This is a genomic window from Pseudomonas sp. S3E17 (assembly GCF_024168685.1).
GTDB lineage: Bacteria > Pseudomonadota > Gammaproteobacteria > Pseudomonadales > Pseudomonadaceae > Aquipseudomonas > Aquipseudomonas marginalis.
The window spans coordinates 2,885,799-2,911,517 of the sequence record NZ_JALJWE010000001.1; the positions used below are offsets into that span (position 1 = coordinate 2,885,799).

General features: G+C 61.4%; 24 protein-coding genes. All 24 read right to left on the reverse strand.

Features of this window, described 5'->3' with window-relative positions:
• Positions 1–468, reverse strand: coding sequence for a flagellar motor switch protein FliN (gene fliN / locus J3D60_RS12665; protein ID WP_027603860.1), 468 nt, complete (start codon positions 466–468; stop codon positions 1–3).
• 38 nt (positions 469–506) lie between these two features.
• The gene (fliM, locus tag J3D60_RS12670; RefSeq protein ID WP_065924963.1) at positions 507–1,475 is read right to left on the reverse strand and encodes a flagellar motor switch protein FliM; all 969 of its coding nucleotides are present in this window, start codon (positions 1,473–1,475) and stop codon (positions 507–509) included.
• A gap of 9 nt (positions 1,476–1,484) precedes the next feature.
• Positions 1,485–1,991: a flagellar basal body-associated protein FliL gene (gene fliL, locus J3D60_RS12675; protein ID WP_253491636.1), complete on the reverse strand. Its 507-nt coding sequence runs from the start codon at positions 1,989–1,991 to the stop codon at positions 1,485–1,487.
• Positions 1,992–2,266: 275 nt separating this feature from the next.
• A complete protein-coding gene (locus J3D60_RS12680) occupies positions 2,267–3,604 on the reverse strand; it encodes a flagellar hook-length control protein FliK (RefSeq protein ID WP_253491637.1) in 1,338 nt (445 codons plus the stop codon).
• Between the two features lie 86 nt (positions 3,605–3,690).
• Positions 3,691–4,035: an Hpt domain-containing protein gene (locus J3D60_RS12685; RefSeq protein ID WP_065940558.1), complete on the reverse strand. Its 345-nt coding sequence runs from the start codon at positions 4,033–4,035 to the stop codon at positions 3,691–3,693.
• A gap of 30 nt (positions 4,036–4,065) precedes the next feature.
• On the reverse strand, positions 4,066–5,784 hold the full coding sequence (locus J3D60_RS12690) for a fused response regulator/phosphatase (protein ID WP_065940559.1): 1,719 nt from the start codon (positions 5,782–5,784) through the stop codon (positions 4,066–4,068).
• Complete coding sequence (locus J3D60_RS12695) at positions 5,781–6,086, reverse strand: STAS domain-containing protein (protein ID WP_065940560.1); 306 nt, start codon at positions 6,084–6,086, stop codon at positions 5,781–5,783. The genes J3D60_RS12690 and J3D60_RS12695 overlap by 4 nt, the downstream gene beginning before the upstream one ends.
• 95 nt (positions 6,087–6,181) lie before the next feature.
• The gene (fliJ, locus tag J3D60_RS12700; RefSeq protein ID WP_065940561.1) at positions 6,182–6,631 is read right to left on the reverse strand and encodes a flagellar export protein FliJ; all 450 of its coding nucleotides are present in this window, start codon (positions 6,629–6,631) and stop codon (positions 6,182–6,184) included.
• Positions 6,632–6,634: 3 nt separating this feature from the next.
• Positions 6,635–7,993 (reverse strand): flagellar protein export ATPase FliI, encoded by a 1,359-nt coding sequence (gene fliI, locus J3D60_RS12705; protein WP_027603852.1) that lies wholly within the window; start codon positions 7,991–7,993, stop codon positions 6,635–6,637.
• Positions 7,983–8,747, reverse strand: a complete 765-nt coding sequence (fliH, locus tag J3D60_RS12710) for a flagellar assembly protein FliH (protein ID WP_065940563.1) — start codon at positions 8,745–8,747, stop codon at positions 7,983–7,985. The genes fliI and fliH overlap by 11 nt, the downstream gene beginning before the upstream one ends.
• Positions 8,748–8,757: 10 nt before the next feature.
• The gene (gene fliG / locus J3D60_RS12715; protein WP_017527617.1) at positions 8,758–9,774 is read right to left on the reverse strand and encodes a flagellar motor switch protein FliG; all 1,017 of its coding nucleotides are present in this window, start codon (positions 9,772–9,774) and stop codon (positions 8,758–8,760) included.
• Entirely contained in the window at positions 9,767–11,545 is a 1,779-nt protein-coding gene (gene fliF / locus J3D60_RS12720) for a flagellar basal-body MS-ring/collar protein FliF (protein ID WP_027603850.1), read from the reverse strand. Before fliF ends, fliG begins: the two co-directional genes overlap by 8 nt.
• A 16-nt stretch (positions 11,546–11,561) precedes the next feature.
• Complete coding sequence (gene fliE, locus J3D60_RS12725; RefSeq protein ID WP_010208741.1) at positions 11,562–11,891, reverse strand: flagellar hook-basal body complex protein FliE; 330 nt, start codon at positions 11,889–11,891, stop codon at positions 11,562–11,564.
• Positions 11,892–12,019: 128 nt separating this feature from the next.
• Entirely contained in the window at positions 12,020–13,396 is a 1,377-nt protein-coding gene (locus J3D60_RS12730) for a sigma-54 dependent transcriptional regulator (protein ID WP_065940564.1), read from the reverse strand.
• A gap of 4 nt (positions 13,397–13,400) precedes the next feature.
• Positions 13,401–14,612 carry a PAS domain-containing sensor histidine kinase gene (locus J3D60_RS12735; protein ID WP_065940565.1) on the reverse strand — a complete coding sequence of 404 codons (1,212 nt, stop codon included), beginning with the start codon at positions 14,610–14,612 and terminating at the stop codon, positions 13,401–13,403.
• Positions 14,613–14,722: 110 nt separating this feature from the next.
• Positions 14,723–16,198 carry a sigma-54 dependent transcriptional regulator gene (locus J3D60_RS12740; protein WP_065940566.1) on the reverse strand — a complete coding sequence of 492 codons (1,476 nt, stop codon included), beginning with the start codon at positions 16,196–16,198 and terminating at the stop codon, positions 14,723–14,725.
• A gap of 168 nt (positions 16,199–16,366) precedes the next feature.
• Positions 16,367–16,663, reverse strand: coding sequence for a flagellar protein FliT (gene fliT / locus J3D60_RS12745; protein WP_065940567.1), 297 nt, complete (start codon positions 16,661–16,663; stop codon positions 16,367–16,369).
• Positions 16,664–16,689: 26 nt separating this feature from the next.
• On the reverse strand, positions 16,690–17,094 hold the full coding sequence (gene fliS / locus J3D60_RS12750; RefSeq protein WP_065940568.1) for a flagellar export chaperone FliS: 405 nt from the start codon (positions 17,092–17,094) through the stop codon (positions 16,690–16,692).
• A 140-nt stretch (positions 17,095–17,234) separates the two neighbouring features.
• Positions 17,235–18,644, reverse strand: coding sequence for a flagellar filament capping protein FliD (gene fliD, locus J3D60_RS12755; RefSeq protein ID WP_253491638.1), 1,410 nt, complete (start codon positions 18,642–18,644; stop codon positions 17,235–17,237).
• Positions 18,645–18,725: 81 nt separating this feature from the next.
• The gene (locus J3D60_RS12760) at positions 18,726–19,076 is read right to left on the reverse strand and encodes a flagellar protein FlaG (RefSeq protein WP_065940570.1); all 351 of its coding nucleotides are present in this window, start codon (positions 19,074–19,076) and stop codon (positions 18,726–18,728) included.
• Between the two features lie 74 nt (positions 19,077–19,150).
• On the reverse strand, positions 19,151–20,566 hold the full coding sequence (locus J3D60_RS12765) for a flagellin (protein ID WP_253491639.1): 1,416 nt from the start codon (positions 20,564–20,566) through the stop codon (positions 19,151–19,153).
• Between the two features lie 274 nt (positions 20,567–20,840).
• Complete coding sequence (locus J3D60_RS12770) at positions 20,841–21,770, reverse strand: ketoacyl-ACP synthase III (protein WP_065924951.1); 930 nt, start codon at positions 21,768–21,770, stop codon at positions 20,841–20,843.
• 274 nt (positions 21,771–22,044) lie between these two features.
• Positions 22,045–23,646 carry a flagellar hook-associated protein 3 gene (locus J3D60_RS12775; RefSeq protein ID WP_065940572.1) on the reverse strand — a complete coding sequence of 534 codons (1,602 nt, stop codon included), beginning with the start codon at positions 23,644–23,646 and terminating at the stop codon, positions 22,045–22,047.
• A 14-nt stretch (positions 23,647–23,660) separates the two neighbouring features.
• Positions 23,661–25,709: a flagellar hook-associated protein FlgK gene (flgK, locus tag J3D60_RS12780; RefSeq protein WP_065940573.1), complete on the reverse strand. Its 2,049-nt coding sequence runs from the start codon at positions 25,707–25,709 to the stop codon at positions 23,661–23,663.
• Positions 25,710–25,719 lie beyond the last annotated feature (10 nt).

The window sequence follows — 25,719 nt, forward strand, 5'->3', positions numbered from 1 at the left end:
TCAGCGCAACTTCTTGATGCGTTCGCTTGGGCTGATCACGTCGGTCAGGCGGATGCCGAACTTTTCGTTGACCACCACCACTTCGCCGTGAGCGATCAGAGTGCCGTTGACCAGCACGTCCAGTGGCTCACCGGCCAGGCGATCCAGCTCGATCACCGAGCCCTGGTTGAGTTGCAGCAGGTTGCGGATGTTGATGTCGGTGCTGCCCACTTCCATGGAGATCGACACCGGGATGTCGAGGATCACGTCGAGGTTCGGCCCATCGAGGGTCACCGGATCGTTGTTCTTAGGCACGCTGCCGAATTCTTCCATGGGCAGGCGATTACCCGCTGGTGCTGTGGCGGCATCAGCGGCCAGCAGTGCGTCGATATCGTCCTGGCCAACATCGCCGGTCTCTTCCAGGGCCGCAGCCCACTCGTCAGCCAGGGCCTGGTCTTCGGCGGAAGTGTTTTCGTGTTCGGTAGCCATTACATGTCCTCGGCGGAGCAAACATTCATAAATAGGGATCAGCGACGGTTGATCGGCTCAACCACTTGCAAAGCGAGGTTGCCCTTGTGGGACCCCAGCTTGACCTTGAACGACGGCACGCCGTTGGCGCGCATGATCATTTCGTTCGGCAATTCGACCGGAATAATGTCCCCCGGCTGCATGTGCAAAATATCCCGCAGGCGCAACTGGCGCCGGGCCACGGTGGCGCTCAGCGGCACGTCGACATCCAGCAGGTCTTCGCGCAGGGCCTTGACCCAGCGTTCGTCCTGGTCGTCCAGGTCGGACTGGAAACCGGCGTCGAGCATTTCGCGCACCGGCTCGATCATCGAATACGGCATGGTCACGTGCAGGTCGCCGCCACCGCCATCGAGCTCGATGTGGAACGTGGACACCACAATGGCCTCGCTCGGCCCGACGATGTTGGCCATGGCCGGGTTCACTTCCGAGTTGATGTACTCGAAATTGACTTCCATGATCGCCTGCCAGGCTTCCTTCAAGTCAATGAAGGCCTGCTCCAGCACCATGCGCACCACGCGCAATTCGGTGGGGGTGAATTCACGGCCTTCGATCTTGGCGTGACGGCCGTCACCGCCGAAGAAGTTGTCCACCAGCTTGAACACCAGCTTGGCGTCGAGGATGAACAGCGCGGTACCGCGCAATGGCTTGATCTTGACCAGGTTGAGGCTGGTGGGCACGTACAGCGAGTGCACGTACTCGCCGAACTTCATCACTTGCACGCCGCCCACCGCCACGTCCGCCGAGCGGCGCAGCATGTTGAACATGCTGATCCGGGTGTAACGGGCGAAACGTTCGTTGATCATCTCAAGGGTCGGCATGCGTCCACGGACGATGCGATCCTGGCTGGTCAGGTCATAACTTTTGACGCTGCCGGGCTCGGCAGCCATTTCAGTCTGTACCAGACCGTCGTCGACGCCATGCAACAGCGCGTCGATTTCATCCTGGGACAGCAGGTCCTGCACGGCCATGGGGTGATCCTACTGCAATACGAAATTAGTGAAGAGCGCCTGCTCGATCACGACTTTGCCGAGCTCCTTCTGGGCCACTTCCTGCACGCTGGCAGTGACCTTCTGGCGCAGCATTTCCTGGCCCACCGGGGTGGCCAGGGTGTCGAAACTCTGCCCGGAGAACAGCATCACCAGGTTATTGCGGATCACCGGCATATGCACCTTGAGGGCATCCAGGTCCGACTGGTTACGCGCCAGCAAGGTGATGCTCACCTGCAGGTAGCGTTGACGACCGTTCTGGTTGAAGTTGGCGACAAAGGCCGGAAGCATCGGCTCGAAGATTGCCGGTTGCTTGGCGTTAGTGGCGGTTTCGGCGGAAGGTGCCGGCTTGCTGGCACTGCTGTGCATGATGTACCAGGTGCCGCCCACCGAGGCGCCGATGGCCAGGAGCAGGCCTACGACAATCATCAGGATAAGCTTGAGCTTGCCTTTGCCTGCGGGTGCGGGTGCTTTTGCTGCGTCGTCGCTCTTCGCCATGCCAATAATCCGTCACTATTCGGGGATTCATAGATCTACGGAAAGGCAAGAGCAAGTGTTATGCCAGAGTTGTCTGGCTGAACGCAGACAGAGGAACGCCACAAAAAATGTGGAAGGGGGGGGTGCTGTGGTGGGTGGGCTTGTTCACCGACAATGGGACTGCTGCGCAGTCCAGCGCGGGGCAAGCCCGCTCACCACAACAAGCCAGCTCACCACAGCAAGCCTACCCACCACAGCAAGTCCGCACCCACATTTTGGCCTATGCCAGGCTCACATCAGGCGTAGTAATCGACGGCGCTGGAGCCGATCACCGTCGAAGTCACGGGCGCCACGGCTTCGGCCACTTCAATGTGGCTGCCGCTGTCGCCGCTGTCGCCACCCCGCCCGCTGCGACTAACGCCCCCTGTCTGCGCCTGCTGTTGCTGCTGCTCCTGGCCACGGGACTGGTCGGACACGTTCACATCCACCTGGCCCATGCCCTGCTGGGCGAACATCTCGCGCAAGCGACCGGACTGGCTTTCCAGGGCTTCACGCACCACCGGGTGGGCGCTCATGAAGTTGACCTGGGCCTGCTGGTCGGCGGTCATGTTGACCTTGATATCCAGGCGCCCGAGTTCGGCCGGTTGCAACTGGATCTCCGCCGACTTGAGGTTGGCGCTGGAGAGGTACATCACGCGGTTGACGATCTCGTCGGTCCAGCCGCTCTGGTGCATGGCCAGCGGCGCATTCGTCACCGGCGGCAAGGCATTCGCGGTTTTCGGCGTGGCCGCCTGGGTCAATGCGGCCAGGCGGTTGGCGAAGTCATCGACGCGGGTGTCGCTGCTGGCCTCCTTCAAGTCCTTGAGGCCGCCTTCGATCAAGCCGCTGAAGGCCTTGTCGCCGCCCTGGTCCGTGCTGTCCTTGGTGGCTTGCTGGTCGACCATGGTGGCCAGGCCGACGGCAAAGTTCTGGGCGGCGGTTGGCTGGTCCTGGGTGGTCGTCGGGGGGGTTTTGGCCGGTGCCTGGCTGCTGGCCGACACATGCCCGCCCTGCTCCATTGCCAGGCGTACGGCCGGCATGGCGTCCAGGGGGTCGGCCTCAGGGTCGAAGGCCGGGGTGGCGTCCTCGGTCGCTGCGATTGGCGCTGCAACCACGGGTGCGGCCTTGTCATCCTTGGCAGCGGCTGCGGGGGCCGGGGTTTCCACCGGCACTGGCACCACCACTGGGGTGACCGTGGCAATCAATGCCGGGTCGACCACCGGGTCCACGGGAGGCTGCTGCGCCAGGGCCGGATCCACAGGTGCAGCGTCATCCTTGCTGGCAGTGTCGTCGGACGATGCCGCAGGCTTGGCAGGCAAGGTATTGCCGCTATCGGCAACCGCTGGCGTGGCGGCGGCAGGTTTGTCGTTGCCCGCCGCAGGCTTGGCGCTGGCATCGGCAGGCTTGTCCCGCGTGGGCTTGGCCGAGTTGTCATCAGCCTTGACCGTAGGTTTTGAACCTTGGCTGGCGAACACTTGAGCGAAGCCAGGGCCCTTGTCCCGTGGGTCAGCAGCCACTGCCGGTGGATTGACGGCAGGCGCTTGAGGCTTGGCCGCAGGGGCAGCCTGGAGAAGCGAATTCGGGGCGACTGGCATAGGTAAAGGTCTCCACTGCATGGGGATCGGGGATGCAGTATCAGGAGGTAGAGCAAGAGTCGGGCCAGGTTTTCACACGGATGGAATCAAATCTGGAACCGCTGCCGCTCCGACTCATACATCGGCTTCACCAAGGCAAACTCATGATCGATCTGATCCACCAGCGCCCCCAGGTCCGCCGCGGCCTCAGCGGACTCCGCCTCCAACCGCTGGCACAGGTGCGCCAACCGCACTGCGCCGAGGTTGCCACTGCTGCCCTTGAAGCTATGGGCGATACGCCCCAGTGCCTTGGCGTCGTCCCGCGCCTTGCGCAGCGCTTCGACGCGTTTCTGGGAGTCATCGAGGAAGGTATCGAGCAACTTGGGATACTCGCCTTCCATGACCTCCTGCAAACCCGACAACACGTCCGGGTCCATATGAATCTCAGCCACTTGCTCGCTCCTTGATCAAGAATTGGCGGATTATGCCAGAGCCCCCCAGCAAAACTCTACGCAGACACTGCGTCCGCCGTCGGACCAGCGCACCTGGCTGCTCAGTTGACGCACCAGGCTCAGGCCTCGACCGGACAGGCCGTCGATGTCCAGCGGCCGGGCCAGCACCTGCTCCACGTCAAACCCTGGCCCACTGTCTTCAAGGCGCAGGGTCATCTTGCCGCCCGCCTCGGTGGGCACCACCTGCACATGCACGCGCACATAGCCACTGTTCAACTGCGCCAGGCGGTCATTGCGCTGGCGGTAATACTCGGCAAAACCCTGGGCATCGCGCTTGAGCCGCGAGTCCAGGCCCAGCACGCCATGTTCCAGCGCATTGGAATACAACTCGGCCATGACGCTGTAGAGCGCCCCGCTCTGCTCGCGCAGCCCCTGGATCTCCAGCAGCAGTTGCAGCAGGTAGGGCAAGGGGTTGTAACGCTTGAGGGTCTCGGCCCGAAATTCGAAACTCACCGACCAATCGAGCGGGCATGTCTGGCCGCTGTCGGCATACAGCAGCCCGGTCGCACGCAGCGGCTGCCCGGGTTGCAGGATGATTTCCACCAGACTGACATCGTCCCGCGCCTCCCCGCGAAAAGCCGCCAGGGCGCGCTCGATGTCGTCGAAGAGCCGGTCGGGCTCACGGTTGGCGGCAAACACCTGCTGCAAGCGCTCGACGCCAAACAGCTGGTCATTGGCGTCGGCGGTGTCCAGCACACCATCGGAGAGCAGGAACACGCGGTCACCCAGCGCCATGGGCCAGACCTCGGTGCGATCATCAAACGCCTCAGCCGACAGCACCCCCAACGGCAAATGCCGCGGCTGCAGCGGCGTGCGCCTGCCGCTGGCGACTTCATGCACATAGCCTTCGGGCATGCCGCCGTTCCACACCTCCACCACCCGCCGCTGCGTGCTCAGGCACAGCAAGGTGGCGCAGCAGAACATGTCCACCGGCAGGATGCGCTTGAGCTTGGCATTCATCTCCCGCAGGATCTGCGCCAGGCCGTAGCCCTTGGCAGTCATGCCGTAGAACACTTCCGCCAGGGGCATGGCGCCCACCGCCGCCGGCAGGCCATGGCCGGTGAAATCGCCGAGCAGCACGTGCATGTCGCCCGACGGCGTATACGCCGCCAGCAGCAGGTCGCCGTTGAACAGCGCATAGGGCGATTGCAGGTAGCGGATATTCGGCGCCGCGTTGATGCAGCCGGAATGGGCGACTTTATCGAACACCGCCTTGGCCACCCGCTGCTCATGCAGCAAGTGATCATGGTGCCGGGCGATCTGGTCGCGCTGCTGCAGCATCGTCGCCTGCAGCCGGCGCAGGCGGTCCATGGCATTGATCTTGGCCGCCAGGATCAACTGGTTATAGGGCTTGGGCAGGAAATCATCACCGCCGGCATCCAGGCACTCGGCCAGGGCGGCACTCTCGCGCAGGGACGTGAGGAAGATGATCGGCACCAGCTCCTCCCCCGCCAACTGCTTGATCCACCGCGCGGCGGTCAGGCCATCCATCACGGGCATGATCGCGTCCATCAACACCAGTTGCGGGCGCTCGCGCGCGAATAGCTCAACGGCCTCCTCGCCATTGGTTGCAGTGAGCACCTGGTGCCCCTGGCGTCGCACAATGGTCGACAGCAACAGCAGGTCGGCGGCACTGTCTTCGGCGATCAGGATCGTCAGCGGCTCAACCGCGGGGGCCAGGGCGCTCAATTGATGTCGAACAATTTGTCGAAGTTGGAAATAGCGAGGATCTTGCGCACATCGGGGTTGGTGTTGATCACCTGGACCTCCGACTCCTCGCCGCCGGCGTGGTCCCTCAACAGCAGGAGCATGCCCAGGGCCGAACTGTCCATATAAGTGGTTTCCTTCAGGTCGACCACATACGACTCAGGCACCTTGTAGAAACGCTCGTAAGCATCACGAAACGTCTGGTGGCTGCTGAAATCGAACCGACCCTTGATTGCGATCGTCAACTTCTTCCCGTCCAGGGATACTTCTGACTCAATTGACATGCGACTGCTTCCTTGTCATAGGCATAGACACAAGGTGTAGCAGGCGAATGGGATACCAGCAACACGACAGACCAAATGTGGCAGGCGGGCAACCGTCAGTATTGTGATTGGCGCGGCAGGCGCTGGGACAATTCGTCGAGCAATTTCTGCTCGCGCTTGTCTTCCAATGCCCGCGCTTCGTCGATGTAGCGCTGCACCAGTTTGCGCAGGCCCTCGACGCGGGCGAAGGCTTGCTGCCAGCTCTCGCGGGCCTTGTCGAGGTTGTTCTGGTGCCAGGCCAGGCTTTGGCGCTGCTGGCCGACGGCCGTCTCGAGCTGATTGAGAAAGCCCTGGTAGCTCATCAGCCATTGGCCCGACACACCTTGGGTGCCGCGCTCGATCCATTGCTGCTGGTACTCGCCACGAAAGCGCTCCAGGTCGCCCAGCTTACTTTCCGCCAAGCGCACCTGGCCCTGGAAATACCCCAGGCGCTGGACCGCGGTTTTCTCGGCCTTCTCGGCCATGTCCACCACCGGGGCCAGGCGTGCAGCGCGGCTGTTGGCCATGGCTTAGCCGCCCGGCGCAGGAGCGAAGATCGAACCCAGGTGCGCTTCGCTTTCACCCATGCTGATCTTGTCGTTGAGGCCCTGGCGCAAATAAGTCACCAACTGCGGTTGCAGGGCGATCGCCAGGTCGGTGTCGCGGTCGCCGCCGGCCACGTAGGCGCCGACGCTGATCAAATCGCGGCTCTGTTGATAACGCGACCACAACTGCTTGAACTGCTGCGCGCGGGCCATATGCTCCGGCGTGACCACCGCCGGCATGACCCGGCTGATGGACGCTTCGATGTCGATGGCCGGGTAGTGCCCCTCCTCCGCCAGACGCCGTGACAGCACGATGTGGCCGTCGAGCACGCCCCGCGCCGAGTCGGCGATGGGATCCTGCTGGTCATCGCCTTCGGACAATACGGTGTAGAACGCGGTGATCGAGCCGCCACCGGCCTCGGCATTACCGGCGCGCTCCACCAGTTTGGGCAGCTTGGCGAACACCGACGGCGGGTAGCCCTTGGTGGCCGGGGGCTCGCCGATGGCCAGGGCGATTTCCCGCTGGGCCTGGGCGAAACGGGTGAGGGAGTCCATCAGCAACAGGACGTTCTTGCCCTTGTCGCGAAAATATTCGGCGATGCGTGTGCAGTACATGGCCGCGCGCAGACGCATCAGCGGCGCATCGTCCGCAGGGGATGCGACCACCACCGAGCGCTTGAGGCCTTCTTCGCCGAGGCTGTGTTCGATGAACTCCTTCACCTCGCGGCCCCGCTCGCCGATCAGGCCCACCACGATGATGTCGGCCTCGGTAAAGCGCGTCATCATGCCGAGCAACACCGACTTACCCACCCCCGTACCCGCGAACAGGCCCAGACGCTGGCCGCGGCCGACCGTCAATAAACCGTTGATGCTGCGAATCCCCACGTCCAGCGGCACGCTGATGGGGTTGCGGTTGAGCGGGTTGATGGTGGGGCCGTCCATCGGCACCCAGTCTTCGGCTTTCATGCCGCCCTTGCCGTCCAGCGCGCGACCGGCGCCGTCCAGCACCCGGCCGAGCATGCTCATGCCCATGGGCAGGCGACCGGTGTCGGCCAGGGGCACCACACGGGCGCCGGGGGCGATGCCGGCCAGGCTGCCGACGGGCATGAGGAAAATCTTGTTGCCGGAAAAACCCATCACTTCGGCTTCGACCTGCACCGGATGGTAGCTGTCGTCGTTGATCACCATGCAGCGGCTGCCCATGGCGGCCCGCAGGCCCTCGGCTTCGAGGGTCAGGCCAACCATGCGCAACAGGCGCCCCTCGAGGATTGGCTGGCCGGGCAATTCGGTGGCCTCGGCATAGCCGCCCAGGCGCTTGGCGAAGCTGGTGCGATCAAGGCGCATCGGGGGCGTCCAGGTCCACGCTCAGGTCCGGCTCGGCCGGGTTCAGCGCCTGCTCGTGTTGTTGATCAAGCAGCTTGGCCATGATCTGGCTGATGCGGGTTTCCACCGTGGCATCGATGCGGCTGTGTTCGGTCTCGACCCGGCAACCGCCAGGCTGCAGCGCCGCATCTTCGACGATGCGCCAGGTTTCTTCATGGCGCTCGCGCATCGCTTTGACCTGTTCGAAGTCCTGCGGGTTGATGTACAGCCGCACATTGCCGACGCCCAGGGGCAGCAACTTGAGGGCTTCGCGCATCACGCTTTCGATCTGGCTGGAATCCAGCACCAGTTCGCGCTGGATCACCTGGCGGGTGATGTGCTGTACCAGGCCGACCATGGATTTTTCGATTTGCGAATCCTGCTCGGCGATGGGATCGAACAACGTCCCCATCAGACGCTCCAGGCTCTCCAGCTTGACGCTCAGCGCCGCCTCGGCCTCCTGGCGCACCTTGAGGGTAGTGCTGCGAAAACCGTCTTTCTCGCCTGCGGCGAAGCCTTCGTTGTAGGCCTCCTGACGGATGCTTTCCAACTCTTCCAGGGTCAGTGGCTGGACTTCCTCCAGCGGCACTTCTTCCATTTCCACCGGCGGCTCTTCAACCGGTTCCGGCTCGGGCTCGGGCACATGCGGATCGAAGCTGGGCAACGACCAGATGTCGAACCCACCGACGTCCCGTGCGCGAATCAGATCGCTGGGCGCCTCATCTTTGTTCGACATGGGGAGCGCCTTAGATCATTTCTTCGCCGCCCTTCCCACCGAGAACGATTTCTCCGGCTTCGGCCATACGGCGGGCAATGGTGAGGATTTCTTTCTGGGCGGTTTCCACGTCGCTGACGCGCACCGGACCCTTGGCTTCCAGGTCGTCGCGCAACAGCTCGGAGGCACGCTTGGACATGTTCTTGAAGATCTTCTCCTTGACGCCTTCGTCCGAGCCCTTCAGGGCCAGTACCAGCACGTCGGAGGACACTTCGCGCAGCAACGCCTGGATGCCACGGTCGTCGACATCGGAGAGGTTGTTGAACACGAACATGAGGTCTTCGATCTGGCCGGACAGGGTGTCGTCGATCTCGCGGATCGAGTCCATCAACTGGCCTTCGACCGAACTGTCGAGGAAGTTCATGATGTCGGCCGCGCGCTTGATACCACCCAGGGTGGTGCGCGAGGCGTTCGAGTTGCCCGAGAACTGTTTCTCGAGAATCGTGTTGAGTTCCTTCAGGGCCGCCGGCTGCACGGTGTTCAGCGACGACACGCGCAGGATGATGTCCAGGCGCACCTTATGGTCGAAGTGGCCGAGGACTTCACCGGCCTGGTCCGGGTCGAGGTAGGCCACCACGATTGCCTGGATCTGCGGGTGCTCGTAGCGGATCACGTCGGCGACCGCGCGCGGTTCCATCCACTTGAGGCTGTCCAGGCCACTGGTGTTGCCGCCCAGCAGGATGCGGTCGATCAGGCCGTTGGCCTTGTCTTCGCCCAGGGCCGAGGTGAGCATCTTGCGGATGTAGCTGTCGGAGCCGACGCCCAGGCTGGTCTGGTCGCCGACGATCTCGACGAACTCGCTCATCACCTGTTCGACTTGCTCGCGATGCACATTGCGCATTTGCGCCATGGCCACGCCCACCCGCTGGACCTCTTTGGGGCCCATATGGCGCAGCACTTGGGCGGCGTCGGTTTCCCCCAGGGACAGCAGCAGGACTGCGGCTTTGTCGACCCGGGAGAGCTTGGCAACAGCGGCTCGATCACTCATCTGCGTTAATCCACTCTTTCACGACCTGGGCCACACGGCCCGGGTCTTCTGCTACCAGACTTTTGATTGCGTTCAACTGCGCGTCATAGCCTTCGCTCGGGCTCGGCAACAGGATGCTTTGCGGGCCGCCGAGGCTGACGCGGTCGTTGGCCAGTTCGCCGTCCAGGCCGCCCATGCCACCCAACTCGACATCGCTGCCACCGAAGGCCGCCAGTTGTTTCTTGCCGTTGCCGGTGATGTTGTTGAGCACCGGGCGCAGCACGCCGAACACCAGCACCAGGATGAACAACACACCCAGCACTTGCTTGACGATGTCCCAGAACCACGGCTGGGTGTAGAACGCCGCTTCGGCGATCACTTCGCCACGCTCGGCGGAGAACGGCATGTTGATCACGCTGACGCTGTCACCCCGGCTGGCGTCAAAACCAACGGCGTCCTGCACCAGGCGTGTGAAGCGCGCCAATTCGTCGGCGCTCCACGGTGCACGTGTTACAGCACCGTCAGCGGCGTTGACCTTGACCTGGTCATCCACCACCACCGACACCGACAGGCGATTGACGCGACCCTGCTGCTGCTTGGTGTGGCTGATGGAACGGTCCAGTTCGAAGTTCTTGGTGGACTGGTTACGCTTGTCCGCCGGGTACGGCGCGAGCATCGGCTGGCCGGTGGCCGGGTCCATGATCTGCTGGCCGTTGGCATCCAACAGTGGCTGGCCAGGCTGGATCGCGCCCGCGGTGGCTGCGGCGCCACCGGTGGTTTGCGGCGCCGAGGCAGGGGCCGGCGGCTGGTTGCTCAAGGCACCCGGCACACCTTGCGGGCCATTGCTGGCGGTACGTTGTTCGCTGGTCGATTGCTCACTGCGCAGGGCCGGCTGGTCCGGGTTGAACTGCTCGGAGGTCGACTCGACGGCGCTGAAGTCCACGTCGGCAGACACTTCCGCCTTGTAGCGGTCATTGCCGAGCACCGGTTGCAGGATGTTGTGCACACGCTGGGTGAGCATGCTTTCCATGCGGCGGCTGTAGTCGAACTGCTTGCCGGCCTGGGTCAGCGCGGAATTTTCGGCCATGTCGGAGAGCAGGTTGCCCTTCTGGTCGACCACGGTGATTTGCGACTTGCTCAGTTCGGGAACGCTGGTGGCCACCAGGTTGATGATCGCCATGACCTGGCCAGGCTCCAGGGAGCGGCCGGAAAACAGTTCGACCAGCACCGACGCACTTGGCTTGCGCTCGTCGCGCACAAACACCGAGCTTTTCGGAATCGCCAGGTGCACGCGGGCACCCTTGACGTTATTCAGGCTGGAAATGGTGCGCGCCAGCTCGCCTTCAAGGCCACGACGGTAGCGGGTGGCTTCCATGAACTGGCTGGTCCCCAGGCCCTGGTCCTTGTCGAGGATCTCGAAACCGATATTGCTGTCGGACGGGGTCACGCCGGCGGCGGCCAGCTTCATGCGCGCACGGGCCACATCGTCGGCCTTGACCAGCAGGGCGCCGGAGTTGGGCTCCACGGTGTAGGCGATGTCGGCGGCGGCAAGGGTTTCCATGATCTGCTTGGAATCCATGCCCGCCAGGCTGCCGTACAACGGCCGGTAATCGGGTTGCTGCGACCACAACACCACGGCAAAACCAATCGCCACGCTGGCAGCCAGGCCAACCATCAGGCCCACCTGACGCAGCATGGTCATTTCCGAGAGGTTTTCCAGGAACGACAGGCCAAACAGCGGCGGCTTGCCGTCTGTCTTGGCGGGTACGTTGTCGGAGACTGCTTCTGCCATGACTTAAATCTCGCCCTTAAACCGGCATCTGCATGATGTCTTGATAGGCCTGAACCAGCTTGTTACGCACTTGGGTCAGGGCCTGAAAGGAAACGCTGGCCTTTTGCGAGGCGACCATCACATCGGTGAGGTCCACGCCGCTTTTGCCGATCTCGAACGCATTGGCCAACTGGCTGGAAGCTTGCTGGGTATCACTGACTTTGTTGATGGCCTGGCCGAGCATGTCGGCGAAGCTGCTTTGGCCCAATTCCGGCGCTGGCGCGACGGATTTCGGTTGAGCCATGGCATCCATCTGCATGGCGCGCATATCCAACATCAACCGATTGAACTCAATACCCTGGCTCATGACCTTCTCTCTCCAACCTGCAATTTTTTGACACTACGCAGCGATTACTAGGGGAGGTAGCAACAAGGGTGCCAGATCCGCATCAGCTCGTAAGAAAAGGCGACAAACATTGTCGACCTTCTTACCGGTTACGTGGCGAATAGATACGCTTCCACATCCATTCCAGCGTCACGCATCTGCGCCAGCTTGTAGCGCAGGGTGCGCGGGCTGATGCCCAGGCGCTCGGCGGCCTCTTTGCGCCGGCCGCGCTCGGCGCGCAGGGTGTCGATGATCATCTGGAATTCGCGGCGACGCAGGTCGTCGCCGAGGGCACCGGCCGATTCAGCCTCTGCAACCACCGGCGCGGGCGCCAACGTCGGCAATGGCGCCGCGCCACTGCCCATGGACAGGCAGAAATCCTGGGGCTGGATCAGGCCGCCCTGCTGCAGGATCAGCGCGCGCTGGATGGCGTTGTCCAATTCCCGCACGTTGCCGGGCCATGGATAACTCACCAGGCAGGCCTGGGCCTGCGCTGATAGCCGCGCCTGGGCGTGCTTCATTTTTTTGACGTGGTTGTTCAGCAGGCGCTCGGCCAGCGGAATGATGTCTGCCGGGCGCTCACGCAGCGGGCGCCAGGCCAGGGGGAACACCGAGAGGCGGTAGAACAGGTCTTCCCGAAAGCGCCCCGCCGCCACTTCGCCGGCGAGATCCCGGTTGGTGGTGGCGACCACACGGATGTCCAACTGGATCGGCTTACGCGCACCCACCCGCTCCACTTCGCGCTCTTGCAGCACCCGCAGCAATTTGGCTTGCAGGCCCAAGGGCATTTCCGAGATTTCATCCAGCAAAATGGTACCGCCATCGGCCTGCTCGAACTTGCCCGCCTGGGCCGCGATGGCCCCGGTGAACGAACCTTTCTCATGACCGAACAGAGTGGCTTCAAGCATGTTGTCGGGGATCGCCGCGCAGTTGATGGCGATAAACGGTTGCTGGGCGCGGGTCGACTGCTGGTGGATATAACGCGCCAGCACCTCTTTACCGGTGCCGGACTCGCCGGAGATCAGCACGGTGGAGTCACTGCGCGCCACACGGGCCGCCAACTCCAGCAATTGTGCACTGGCCGGCTCGAAGGCGATCGGGCCCTCGCCTTCGTTGGCCGGGATCACCCCCAGGGCGTGACGTGCCACCAGCTCGATCAGGGCTTTAGGCTCGAAGGGCTTGACCAGGTAATCCGCGGCGCCCTGACGCATCGCGTCCACGGCACGCTCCACCGCACCGTGGGCGGTCATCAGCAGCACCGGCAGTTGCGGCTGACGCGCACGCAGCAGGCCGAGCAGCTGATGGCCGTCCATGCCGGGCATGTTCACGTCGCTGACCACCAGGCTGAAGGCTTCCTGCTCCACCGCGTCCAAGGCGTCCTCGGCAGAACCGACCGCCCGATAGTCATGGCCCGCCAACAACAGCGTGTCAGCCAATGCTTCACGCAGGGCGCGATCGTCTTCCACCAACAGAACCTTGATAGCCATATCCTTACTCCGCGCTTGCCGCGCATGAAAACAGCGGCAAGGTCATCAATGCACAGGTGCCACGCCCAACACGGGAATGCAGCTGCAATTCTCCCTGATGGGCACGCGCCACCGCCTTGACCACGGTCAGGCCCAGGCCGGTACCGTTGGTCTTGGTGGTGAAAAAGGGTTCACCCAGGCGCTTGAGCACCACCGGGTCGATACCGCTGCCGCTGTCGCTGATGCACAGGCGCAGGGTTTGCTCGCGGTTGTACAGGTGCACCTTGAGCCGCGCGCCGGGGCCGCTGGCCTGGGTGGCGTTTTCGATCAGGTTGAGCAGCGAGCCCACCAGGGTGTCACGGTTGCAGAGCAGCTCGCCGAGGTGGCTGTCGCACTGCCAACGCACTTGCACGTCCTGGATATGGGCAGCGGCCGCCGCTTGCAGGGCCTGCATCAGCTGGGCAGGCGTCACGCGGTCGGTCAGCGGCAATTCGCCGCGGGCAAACACCAGCATGTCGCGGACCTGGTGCTCCAATTCATGCAGACGCTCCTTGAGGCGCCCGGCAAAGCGCTGGTGCGTGGCGGCGGGCAATTGCTCATCAGTCAAATGACTGGCGTAGATCAACGCAGCCGACAACGGCGTACGGATCTGATGCGCCAACGAAGCGACCATCCGCCCCAGCGAGGACAAACGCTCATGACGCGCCAACTGGTCTTGCAGGTGACGGGTTTCAGTCAGGTCGTTAAGCAACACCAACTGGCCCGGCTCCGCATCCAGGGAGCGGGTGGCGATGGACAGGCGGCGCCCGTCTTTCAGGGAGATTTCGTGGCCATCGTCCTCACGCGGTGCAAAGCAGCGGGTGATGACATGGCGCCACAGCTCGCCTTCCAGCGGCAGGCCGAGCATGTCGCAGGCCGCCGGGTTGGCTTCACGCACGCGGCCTTCTTCATCGATGACGATCACGCCACCAGGCAACAGCGACAGCAGGTTTTGCAAACGGTTGGCCAGGCGCTCTTTTTCGGCCAGCTCTTCCATGCGCTGGGCGCTGACCACCGCCAGTTCGCCTTTCAGCTCGGAAACCCGGGCTTCCAGCAGGCTGTAGGAGTCGGTCAGCTGGCTCGACATCTGGCTGAACTGCGAGAACGCCTGTTCAAGACCCTGGCGGGTCGGCGGCTCGACAGGCGGAACCAGCCCCTGGATGGCAGGGGCCGAAGATAGTTGGGCGGCGTGGGGCATGATGCTCTCTCGCTTGGCTGACCGTCAGTTAAACGGAACGTTGCGAGGGCTATAGCAATAGTTGTGCCGAAAAAAAACCGCTGAAATATCAGCGGCTTGAAAAACAGGCGTCAATCATCTGCCTGTTCATCACCTTCTTTGCGGCTCATTCCGTACTTGCGCATCTTCTCCACCAGGGTCGTTCGACGGATGCGCAGGCGCTCGGCGGCACGGGCGACGATGCCGTTGGCGTCGTCCAGGGCCTGCTGGATCAGCCCCTGCTCGAGGTTGCCGAGGTAGTCTTTCAAGTCCAGGCCTTCAGGCGGCAGCATGGCGGTGGAGCCGAAGTCCGGGGTGTGGCCATTGATGGCGACCCGCTCTTCCATATCGCTGCGCAGGCTGTCGACCAGTTGCTCGTCTTCGTCGTCGACGTAGCGGAATTTCTTCGGCAGCTCGACCACGCCGATCACACCGTAGGGATGCATGATCGCCATGCGCTCCACCAGGTTGGCCAGCTCACGGACGTTACCGGGCCAGCCGTGGCGGCACAGGGACATGATCGCGGCCGAGTTGAAACGGATCGAGCCGCGCTTTTCGTGCTCCATGCGCGAGATCAGTTCGTTCATCAGCAGCGGGATGTCCTCCACGCGCTCACGCAACGGGGCCATCTCGATCGGGAATACGTTGAGGCGGTAGTACAGGTCTTCGCGGAAGCTGCCGACCTCGATCATGCTTTCGAGGTTCTTGTGGGTTGCGGCAATGATGCGCACGTCGACGCTCTGGGTCTTGTTGCTGCCCACGCGCTCAAAGGTGCGTTCCTGCAAGACGCGCAGCAGCTTGACCTGCATCGGCAGCGGCATGTCGCCGATTTCGTCGAGGAACAGGGTGCCGCCGTTGGCCAGTTCGAAACGCCCGGCACGGCTGGTGATCGCCCCGGTAAAGGCGCCCTTCTCGTGGCCGAACAGTTCGCTTTCGAGCAGCTCTGCCGGGATCGCTCCGCAGTTGACCGGCACAAAAGGCCCGTCGCGGCGCTTGGAGTGGTAATGCAGGTTGCGCGCGACCACTTCCTTGCCGGTGCCCGATTCGCCGAGGATCAACACGCTGGCGTCGGTATCGGCCACCTGCTGCATCATCTGGCGCACGTGCTGGATGGCACGGCTGGTGCCGACCAGGCTGCGGAACAGGTTGGGCTCGCGGTGGCGACCGCGCTCGCGGGCCTGGTCGTACATCTCGCGATAGACCTGGGCACGGTGCAGGGAATCAAGCAATTTGCTGTAGCTGGGGGGCATTTCCAGACTGGAAAGCACGCGGCGGCGCTGGTCTTCCGGCAACTCGATGGAAGAAATATCACCAATTAGCAACACCGGAAGGAACTCATCCCAGGTAGACAGTGTCTTTAACAAGCCCAAAACAGCGCCAGGAGCGTTTACCGTCCCGATCAGCACACAGATGACTTCACGGCTCGATGACAATGAGCTGACTACCTGCTGCCAGTCATGGCTGCCGCAGGGCAGATTTTCTTCGCCAAGAAAATTCAAAATCACCGCTAAATCGCGGCGTCGGACGCTATCGTCATCGATCAGCAGAATTTTGGTTTCACGCCACATGCAATAGCAACTTCCCTAGTAAAACGCTCTGCCCAGTGTAAGGGCAATCGAGACGGCCGTAAGACTTCTTACTTTATAGACGTCTGAAATCTGAAAACAGCACTAGTTAAGTCAAAAAAGCTGGCACGGTCAAATTTATGACGCGCCGTTCGGATTAACTGCGTCTGTTCAGCCGAACAAATGGTAAACCTTTGACGCATTTTTCGCTTGGTTGATCTGCGACATCTCTTCAAAAATCGCCTGGCGCTCGCCCGTCGTCACCTCAAGCAACTGCTGGTATACCGCCAACAGGCTCTCAAGCTTTTCACGCAACGCATCCTCATCCACCGGCGCTTCGCTGAGCACCTCGTCGATCACGTTGCGACAGCCCATGTCCAGCTCGCCAATGGCGTCCCAGTTACGGTCTGCCAGCGCGCCGATCAGCGCTTCACGGGTTTCATCAATGCGTTGCAGTGCATGACTCATGGCGTGTTCCTCAAGGCACCCTGGCCTTATTCTGCGGCGGCCTGCGGCGCGCCAATGGCATCCCAGCCTTCTTTCACAGTAATCAGCAACCGAGCGACTTCGTCAATCATGTCGACATCGTTGTGCAGATTGGCCTCCATCAAGCGGTTGGTCATGTAGACGTACAGACCTTCCAACTGCTGGACATACTCCTTGTTGTCGCTCTTCTCCGCATTCAGCCCATCACGAAGGCCGATCAGGATGTCGGTGGCTTTGCCAAGCATCAGCCCCTTCTGAGCGATATCACCACGCGCCAGGGCACCTTTGGCTTGCGCCATACGGTCCAGGCCGCCTTCCATCAGCATCTGCACCAGACGGTGCGGGCTGGCTTCGGAGATCTGGGCATGGGAATTGACCTTCTGGTATTGGCGAAGGGCTCTCATGGGATTCATTTTTCTACCTCGTGACAAGCAACAGCGAGAAGGGTTGCAGTAACCATTATGTCGGCGGGGTCGCTAAAAACTTTAACCCGGCGGCCTTGTAAAGAACAAAGCCCAGGTCAATGGACCCGGGCTTTTTTATGCACGCTCAATCAGCTGTCGCTGCTTTGCGACTTGCTGATCGCATTGAGCGTACCGAGGATGCTGTTGCTCTGCTGGCGCAACTGCGCCACCAGGGTGTCCATCGCCGTGTACTTGCGCGTCAGGGCGTCCTGCATGGTGGTAAGACGCTCGTCGAGGCTGGTCTGCTGCTTGGTCAGGTCGGTCAGGCTGGCGGCCAACGACGTGGTGCGTGTCGCCAGAATCCCCGTGGTGGGTTTGGCGTAGGCATCGGTGGCGGCCGTCAGGCGCGCCAGCAGGCCGGTCTTGCCGCTGAAGATACTGTTGATGTCAGCGGCATTGGTCAGCACAGCCTTGTCCCACTGCTTGGCGTCGATGCTCAGCGCACCGGTGTCCTGGTCGGTGGTCACACCGAATTGCGCCAGGGACTTCAAGGTGCCATTGCCGGACAGCGAGTTGAACTCGTTGCGGATCGCCGACTGCAAGGTGCGCATGGTCGAGTCGCCGGTCAGGGTCGCCGCGATGGAGTTGCCGGCGGCGTCCTTGGTGATCTTGGTCTCGGCGTTCATGGCCTTGAGCAGGGCATTGTAGGTGTCGACAAAACCCTTGACCCCGGACTTGAGGGCGGTGGCGCTGGTGGTGACCGAGATGGTCATGGCTGTGCGAAGCGGGTTAGTTGTATTCGGGTCGTTGGCCGTGACCGTAGGCGACACCGACAGCAGCTTGATGCTCACACCACTCACCGCATCCGTGATGCTGTTGGATTTGGACTCTGCAGCAATACCATCGATAGTGTACTTGGCATTCTGAGGCGGGCTGACCACTGTGTAACCGGTATCAATCCCGGAGTTGCCCGACATCGTCAGGTCCGAACCGACCCCGCCATTGCTGGAGGTCAGAATAAGACGCGAGCCCGTGGAGTCGGTGAGGATGTTGGCACTCAGGCCGGCGGTGCCGAACGTGGAGTTGATCGACTCACGCACCTGCTGCAGCGTCGCGCCTGCCGGCACACTCAAATCAAAGTTCTTGCCCGCCTGCGTGATTGTCAGCGTTGTAGCCGTGGTGCCGGCGTTCACGACTGTCGACGGGCCACCGGCATAGGTTTTGGTCGATAGCTTCGACGGTGTGGCCAACTGGTTGACGATCAGCGAGAAGCTACCGTTTGCAGCCCCCTGGTTAGCCGTCATGGTGGCGACCTTTTCGTCCGAAGACGTACCGGTCAAGCCACTGAAGCTGTTATCCGTGCCCATGCTGGTCAACGCACCACGGAAAGCGTCCAAGGCAGCCTGGATCTTGCCGATCGACGACAGCTGAGTGGTTGCCTTCTGCGATTGAGTGTTGATCTGCGCCTGTTTCGGCGCTCGCTCGGCATCCACCAGGGATTTCACAATTGCCTGGGTGTCGAAGCCCGACCCCACGCCAGTAATCGTTGTACCCGCCATCATCTTTCTCCTAGTCCGGTGGCTGCCGTTATCTTGGCGAATATCGCTTCAAACGGTAACCGCAACAAGTTTCATGCCAGCTCAAGCCTTGTCGTCAAACAACACATGACTGGCGCTGGACAAACTTTGCGCCAGCTTCAAGGCAGTTTCCGAGGGAATCTGGCGGATCACTTCACCGGTGTCGGTGGCAATGACCTTGACCACAACCCTATGGGTGGAATCATCAATGGAAAAGTCCAGATTACGCTGGGCCGCTTGTACGAATTCTTTAATATCGGTGACCGCTTTTTCCAGATCGCCCTGTTGGGACGGACCTGCGGTTGGCGCGGCCGGTTCAACCTTCGTCTTGTCTTTGTCAGCAACCACAGGTGCCACAGAGGCTTGGGGCGCCTGGGGCGGATAAGACAAGTTCAACTTTACATTCATGTCCATGCCCAATCTCCTCTGATTGGAAAAGACGAAAGGGCACGTAAACGCGCCCTTCCGTCAGTCACCAAGTGCTGTAATTACTGAAGCAGTTTCAGTACAGCGGATGGCAGCTGGTTAGCCTGCGACAGGATCGCAGTGGAAGCCGACTGCAGGGTTTGCTGCTTGGTCAGTTCGGCGGCTTCGGAAGCGAAGTCGACGTCCTGGATGGTGCTACGAGCAGCAGTGGTGTTTTTCTGGATGTTGGACAGGTTGTCTACAGTGCTGGTCAGACGGTTCTGAACAGCACCCAGGCCCGAACGGGAGCTGGAGATGGTAGCGATAGCCTGGTCGATTACGGACACAGCGTTTTGAGCCTTGGTGGCATCAGTCACGTCAGTTTGCGAAACCGTAGTCTTGGCCGAAGCTGCCGAAGTAGCGGCACCGAAGATACCGGTCACACCAGCGCCTTCCAGGGAGTAGCCCTTCGAGGAGTTCATGTTCACAGCACCGGTAGCGATGATGCCGTCAGCCAGGGCGGTAGCAGTACCGTAAGCGCCCGAACCGTCTTTGGTAGCAACAGTGATGGTACCAGCAGCGGTCGAAGCGCTGAAGGCCAGGTTTTCACCGGTGTCGGATTTAACCGACAGGGTGCCTTTGGATTCATCGTAGTTAACGCTGATACCCAGTTTGGCGGAGTTGGACTTCAGTTGCTCAGCCAAGCTGCCGGTATCGGTTACGCCGATGAACGTGGTGGCTTGGCCGCCAACGGTCATGGTGAACGAAGCCGGAGCAGCGGCAGCACCGGCGCCAACTACGAACTGAGCTTCAGTGCTGGCAGTAGCGCTCAGGCCACCGATAGCGCCGTTCAGTTGAGCAGCAATGGTCTTGGCCGAGGCAGCACCAGCAATGTTGACGCTGCTGGTCTGGCCGTTACCAGTGATGGCGATTGCGCCGCCAACTACACCAGCACCAGGAGTGATACCCAGGCTGTTGATTTGCTGCGAACCAATGTTGTTGGCTGCAACGTTGTCCAGGCTCAGGTTGATGGTTTCGTTAGCGTTGGCGCCAACCTGGATGGCTTTGGTACCGTACGAACCGTCCAGCAGCTTCTGGCCACCGAAAGTAGTGGTTTGCGAGATACGGGTCAGTTCCGAAGTCAGAGCCTGGTATTCGTCGTTGTTCGACTTACGGTCGTCGGGGCTCAGGGAGCCGGTAGCCGAGGACAGAGCCAGGGTACGCATTTTTTGCAGAATGTCGGTCGAAGCCTGCATTGCGCCTTCAGCGGTTTGCGCGATGGAGATACCATCGTTGGCGTTCTTCACTGCTTGACCCAGGCCATTGATCTGGCTGGTCATACGGTTGGAGATACCCAGGCCGGCTGCGTCGTCTTTAGCGCTGTTGATACGCAGGCCGGAAGACAGGCGCTGCATGGAGGTGGCCAGGGCGCCGCCGGCTTTGTTCAGGTTGCCCTGAGTAGTGATCGAAGCAATGTTGGTGTTTACTGTTAAAGCCATGACGAAATCCTCGTTGGATGGATACTGCGGCTTCCGGCCCTGGCAACCGCCGGGTGTGGCCTGAGAACCTACGTAATAGTTATCGTCGTGGTAGCCGGTTGCTTGAGGATTTTTTTTGATTTTTTTAATGGCGCCGTGCCACCCCTTGTAATTCAAGGGCTTACGACGGCCAAAACCCCATATTTCATTGGGTTTTCTGGCGCCAAATAAAAAACGCCGATGCTCTTTCGAGCATCGGCGTTTGCTTTTAAGCAGAAAGCCGTCTATCGAAGCGTCACGGACGATAGAGAATCGCCGACCCCCACGACAGGCCCACACCAAAACCGCTGATCGCCACGCGCTTCCAGGTGGCGTCCATCACATGCTTTTCCAGCAGCAACGGAATGCTCGACGACACGGTGTTGCCGGTCTCGACCATGTCCTTGATGAATTTCTCCACCGGCGCGTCTTCGAAACGCCGGGCCACGGCGTCGACAATCGCCGCACTGCCCTGGTGAATGCAGAACGCATCGATGTCATCGGCCGCAAGGTCCGACTCGTCGAGCAGCTCGTGCAAATGCGCCGGCACCTTGAGCAAGGCGAAGTTGAACACCTGGCGACCGTTCATGAAGAACACGCCATCGCTGACCTTGAGATGCGGTGCGCCGGAACCGTCGGTGCCGAACTTGGACTTGCCCAGCAACCACGGCGCGTCTTCGCCCATCCAGGTGGCGGTGGCGGCATCGCCAAACAGCATGGTGGTGTTGCGGTCTTCCGGGTCGACGATCTTCGAATACGGGTCGGCGGTGACCAACAGGCCGTTTTTCAGGCCGGTGGCTTCCATGAAGCCCTTCATGGCGTAGATGCCGTAGACGTAGCCGGAGCAGCCCAGGGAAATATCAAACGCCGCCACGTGGGTGGGCAGGCCGAGTTTGTCCTGGACGATCGCGGCCGTATGGGGCAAACCCTCTTCATCGCCGTTCTGGGTGACGACGATCAGTGCATCGATGGACTCGCGCTTCAAATCCGGGTTGTTGGCAAACAAAGCGTTGACCGCCTCGACACACAGATCGGAGGTTTCCTGCGCGGCTTCCTTGCGCGGCAGGAACGCCGAACCGATCTTGCCGATGATGAATTCTTCATCCTTGGCGAACTTGGCACCCTGGGCGTAGTTATCGATCCCGTCTGCCGGCACGTAACTGGCGATGCTTTTTATGCCAATCATTGTGGCTTCCCAATACTAAATAGCTGGAGAACACCCCAGGCGTGGCCTGGAGTGCTGACAATAAAGGGGATAACCCCATAAAAATCTCGCTGAAAGCCGCCCCGCAAGGACCCTGTGACGACTTATCCTTTTCACACGATACAGTGAAGATGCGCTTTATGACTCACAGGTCACTCAATTGTGTGTGCTTTGTGCAAAACCTTCAAACAATTAAACCCCGGAAACGACAGCGGCCCGCCCTGTTTCCAGAGCGGGCCGCTTGACTTGACGCCGCTTACATCTTGTTGAACAGGCTCAACTGGGAAATTTTGACGAACGCCAATTGCGAGGCCTGCAACATGGTTTGCTGCAGCGTCAGATTGATTGCCGCCTCGCCCATATCGATGTTGGCCAGGTCACTCATGGTGCTGGTGTTGGCCAGGCCGATGCTGGTGTTTTCGCTGGTCTGGATGTCCAGGGCGTTCTGCCGCGCACCGATGGAACCGCGCACGTTGACGATCTGGGACGTCGAGTTGGCCAGGTTGGCAATCGACGAATCGAGGACGTCCTTGAGCTTGACCGTCGCCGCCGGATTACCGTCGGCCGGCAGTTCCAGCGCCTGGCGCAATCGGCTGAGGGTATCCAGCGCGTTTTGGGTCTTCTGGGTGCTGGCGCCGACGGAGAACTGATCGCCCGCCTGCGGTGGCCCGCCACTTACGTCAAACGTCACCCCCGCCGCCGTCACCGTGGTGCCGCCGCCGGTGTCGCCAGTGGCGATGGTCTTGCTGTCGGTCGTGTACGGCTGGGCATACACCTCATAGGCCGTCGCGCTGGTGAATTTGATCACCGCCCCGCTGTTGGTCGGGAACGTACTGGCGTAGGCCGCCTGGTTGGACACCTGGGCGCCGGTCAATTGCGTGCTCGACGGGTTGCTTGGAGTGCGCGATACGCTGAAGGTATCCGGCTTGGCCGCCAGTTGGAACGAACGCCCCGCCACCACTGCGTCGGAGTTGGCACCGGGCGCGACATCCCCAAGGTCCATGGTGATGTCGAACTTCACCCCACGCAAAGCAACGCTGGAGCTGCCTTCCTTGGTGGCGTCGAACGTGCCGTTGCCGGAAATCTCCGAAGTCACGTCGGTACCGGTGCTGTCGGTCACTGTGTATTGCGTGCTGCTGGTGAAGGTCAGCGTGTAGGGCTGGCCATCCGCGAATTTCTTGGTGTAGTCGGAGCCCGAAGTGACCAGGCCCGCCGACAGCGCAACCTTGTTGTCATTGACCGTCGGCGGCACTGTCTGCGGCACAGGTGGCAACCAGGTGGCCTGGGTGCGGCCGGCATTGGGCGAGCCCTCCAGGATGGTCTTGCCGGTATCGCCAGCGCTGACCGTCAGCGTATTGGAAATCTGCAGGCTCAGCGGGGTTTCATCGCCCTGGTAGCTGTAGGTGCCATCGTTGTTACGGGCATAAGGCGGAGTCTGGGTCTTGGAACCGGAAAACAGGTAGTTGCCGGACGAGTCCTTGCTGTTGAGCAAGCCCAGGACCTGATCCTCGATCGCACCGACTTCGCTGGCAATCGACCGGCGATCAGCATCGCTGATCGAACCACCGGCACGCAGGGCCAACTGAGTGGCGCGCTGCATCGCATCGCTGATTGCGTCCAACACGCTTTCTTCGTTGGTCAGGGAGTTTTTCAGGCTGGTGACGTTGCTGTTGTACTGACCCAGCATGTCTTTCTGCTGCTGCAGCATCAGCAAACGCGCCGCCGCCACCGGGTCATCCGCGGCGGTTTGCACACGCACGCCGGAACTGGCCTGGTCTTGAGCCTTCACCACGCTCGAATAGTTGTCCGAATACTTGGAGGAACTGGTTTCGAAATACTGCTGTGTAGAAATACGCATCGTCCCAGACTCCCTTAAAGACTATTGATCAGCGTGCTGAAGGTTTCCTGCGCAGCCTTGATGATCTGCGAGGACGCCGTGTAGTACTGCTGGAACTTGATCATGTCGCCCGCCTCTTCATCCAGGTTGACCTGGGACACGGAGTTGCGCGCGTTCTTGTTCGCGGTCAGCAGCGCACCGGTGGCGGTGTTGTCGGTACCGGCCGCAGCCGCCTTGGCGCCGACGGTGGACACCAGCTTGCTGTTGGCCCCCACCAGGCTGGTACCGCCAGTGCCGTCGGCCGCCGTGCCCACCGTCGCCTTGGTCTGCAGGCTCAGCAGTTCCAGGGCGTTGCGGTTGTCGGATTTGCCCGAGGCATTGAAGGAGAACGTGGTGCCGTCGCCATCGGCCGGGGTGCCGCCCACGGTGGTATCAAAGCTGAAGCTGGCAGCCGGGACAACCAAGGCGCCGCTGGCATCACGCATTGGCACGTTGATCGAAATCTTGTTGCCCTGCCCCGGCACGATGCTGCCGGTGCCGATCGGGTTGCCCTGGGAATCGCTGAGGCTGTAAGGCTGGGTACCATCCGCTGCGACCTTGCCGAAGACCATCTTCACCGGCATCGAGTTTTCAATGCCGATACGCAATTGTGCGGTGGCGGCGCCGCCCTGGATATCCAGGGGCACAGTGAGGCTCGGCGGCGTGAAGGTGCCGGTGCCCTGGTTGGTCTTGCTGGCTTCGCCGATCAAGGGCGCGGCAAACGCGATCTTGGTCGGGTCGCTGAGCACCGTGCCGATTTCCTTGGCGCCATTGGCGGTCGGGCTGACCTTGAAGCTATCGCCGGCCTGCACCGCACCACTCTGGACCGCCAGGGTGAAGCCATCGATGACCGGCGGCGGCGTGGCACTGAGGTCATAGGTGCCCATGGCCTTGCCGTCGGAGCGCAGAACCGTGACCTTGTTGAGATTTGTCCCATCATTGAAGCTGACCTTGTAATCGAAGCTGGTCAGCTTGCTGGTGTCCTTGATCGTCACGCCCAGGGCGCCGTCACCCAGGTTACCTTGGGCAGCCTGGCTGCGCAGGGCAACGGACGCGGCATTGTTGATGTCGGTGAACAACGAGGTACCGAACTCGCCATTAAGGTCCAGGCCCTGGCCCAATTGGCTGTTGACCGTATCGGCGGTGGCAATCGCGATGCGCCCCAGATCATTGATCGCCGGAATCAACGCGTCGCTGCGATAGCGCAACAGGCCGCCGATGCTGCCGCCGCTGATCACGTTGCCCAAGTCCATGGTCGTGCCGCCGGCTGCATTAAGCTGGATCGTGTACTGGCTGGTGTCGCCCTTGCTCGGTACGGCGGAAATCGTGTTGGAGCGATCACCCAGCACCAGGGATTGGCCGCTGCCGGTGCTGACACTGAACACGCCGTTCTTTTCGGTGGCGGTCACGCCGATCAACTCATTGAGCGAACGCACGGCTTCGGCACGGGAATCCAGCAGGTTGGCCGGGGTGGTGTTCGACGAACCCTGCACCTGGGCAATCTGCTTGTTGAGAGAGGCAATCGACGAGGTCAGCTGATTGACCTGATCGCTCATCGAGCTCAGTTGGCCGTTGATGGTTTCTTTCTGCTGGCTCAACTGCGTGGAGATCGCGTTGAACCGGTTGCTCAGGGTCTGGGCGTTGGTCAGCAGCACCTGGCGGGCCGATACATCGCTCGGGTTGGCCGAAGCCGTCTGCACCGAGGAGAAGAACGCGCTGAGTACGGCCGACATGCCGGTGGTCTTGTCCGACAGGGTCTTGTCGACGGCGCTGACCTGATCCAGGTAAGCCTTGGCATCGCTGTTGAGCGAGGTGCTGTTCTGGTAGGCGGTGTCCAGGTATTCGTTGTACACCCGGCGCACGTCGGCCAGGGTGGTGCCGCTGCCGATGAACACGCCGCCATACTGGTTCGACGCATTTGCGCTCTGGGTGGTCTGCTGACGCGAATAGCCCGCGGTATTGGCGTTGGCGATGTTGTTACTCAAGACCGACAACGATCCTTGAGCGGCGTTAAGCCCCGACATCCCGATATTGAGCAAACTCATGGTTCAGACC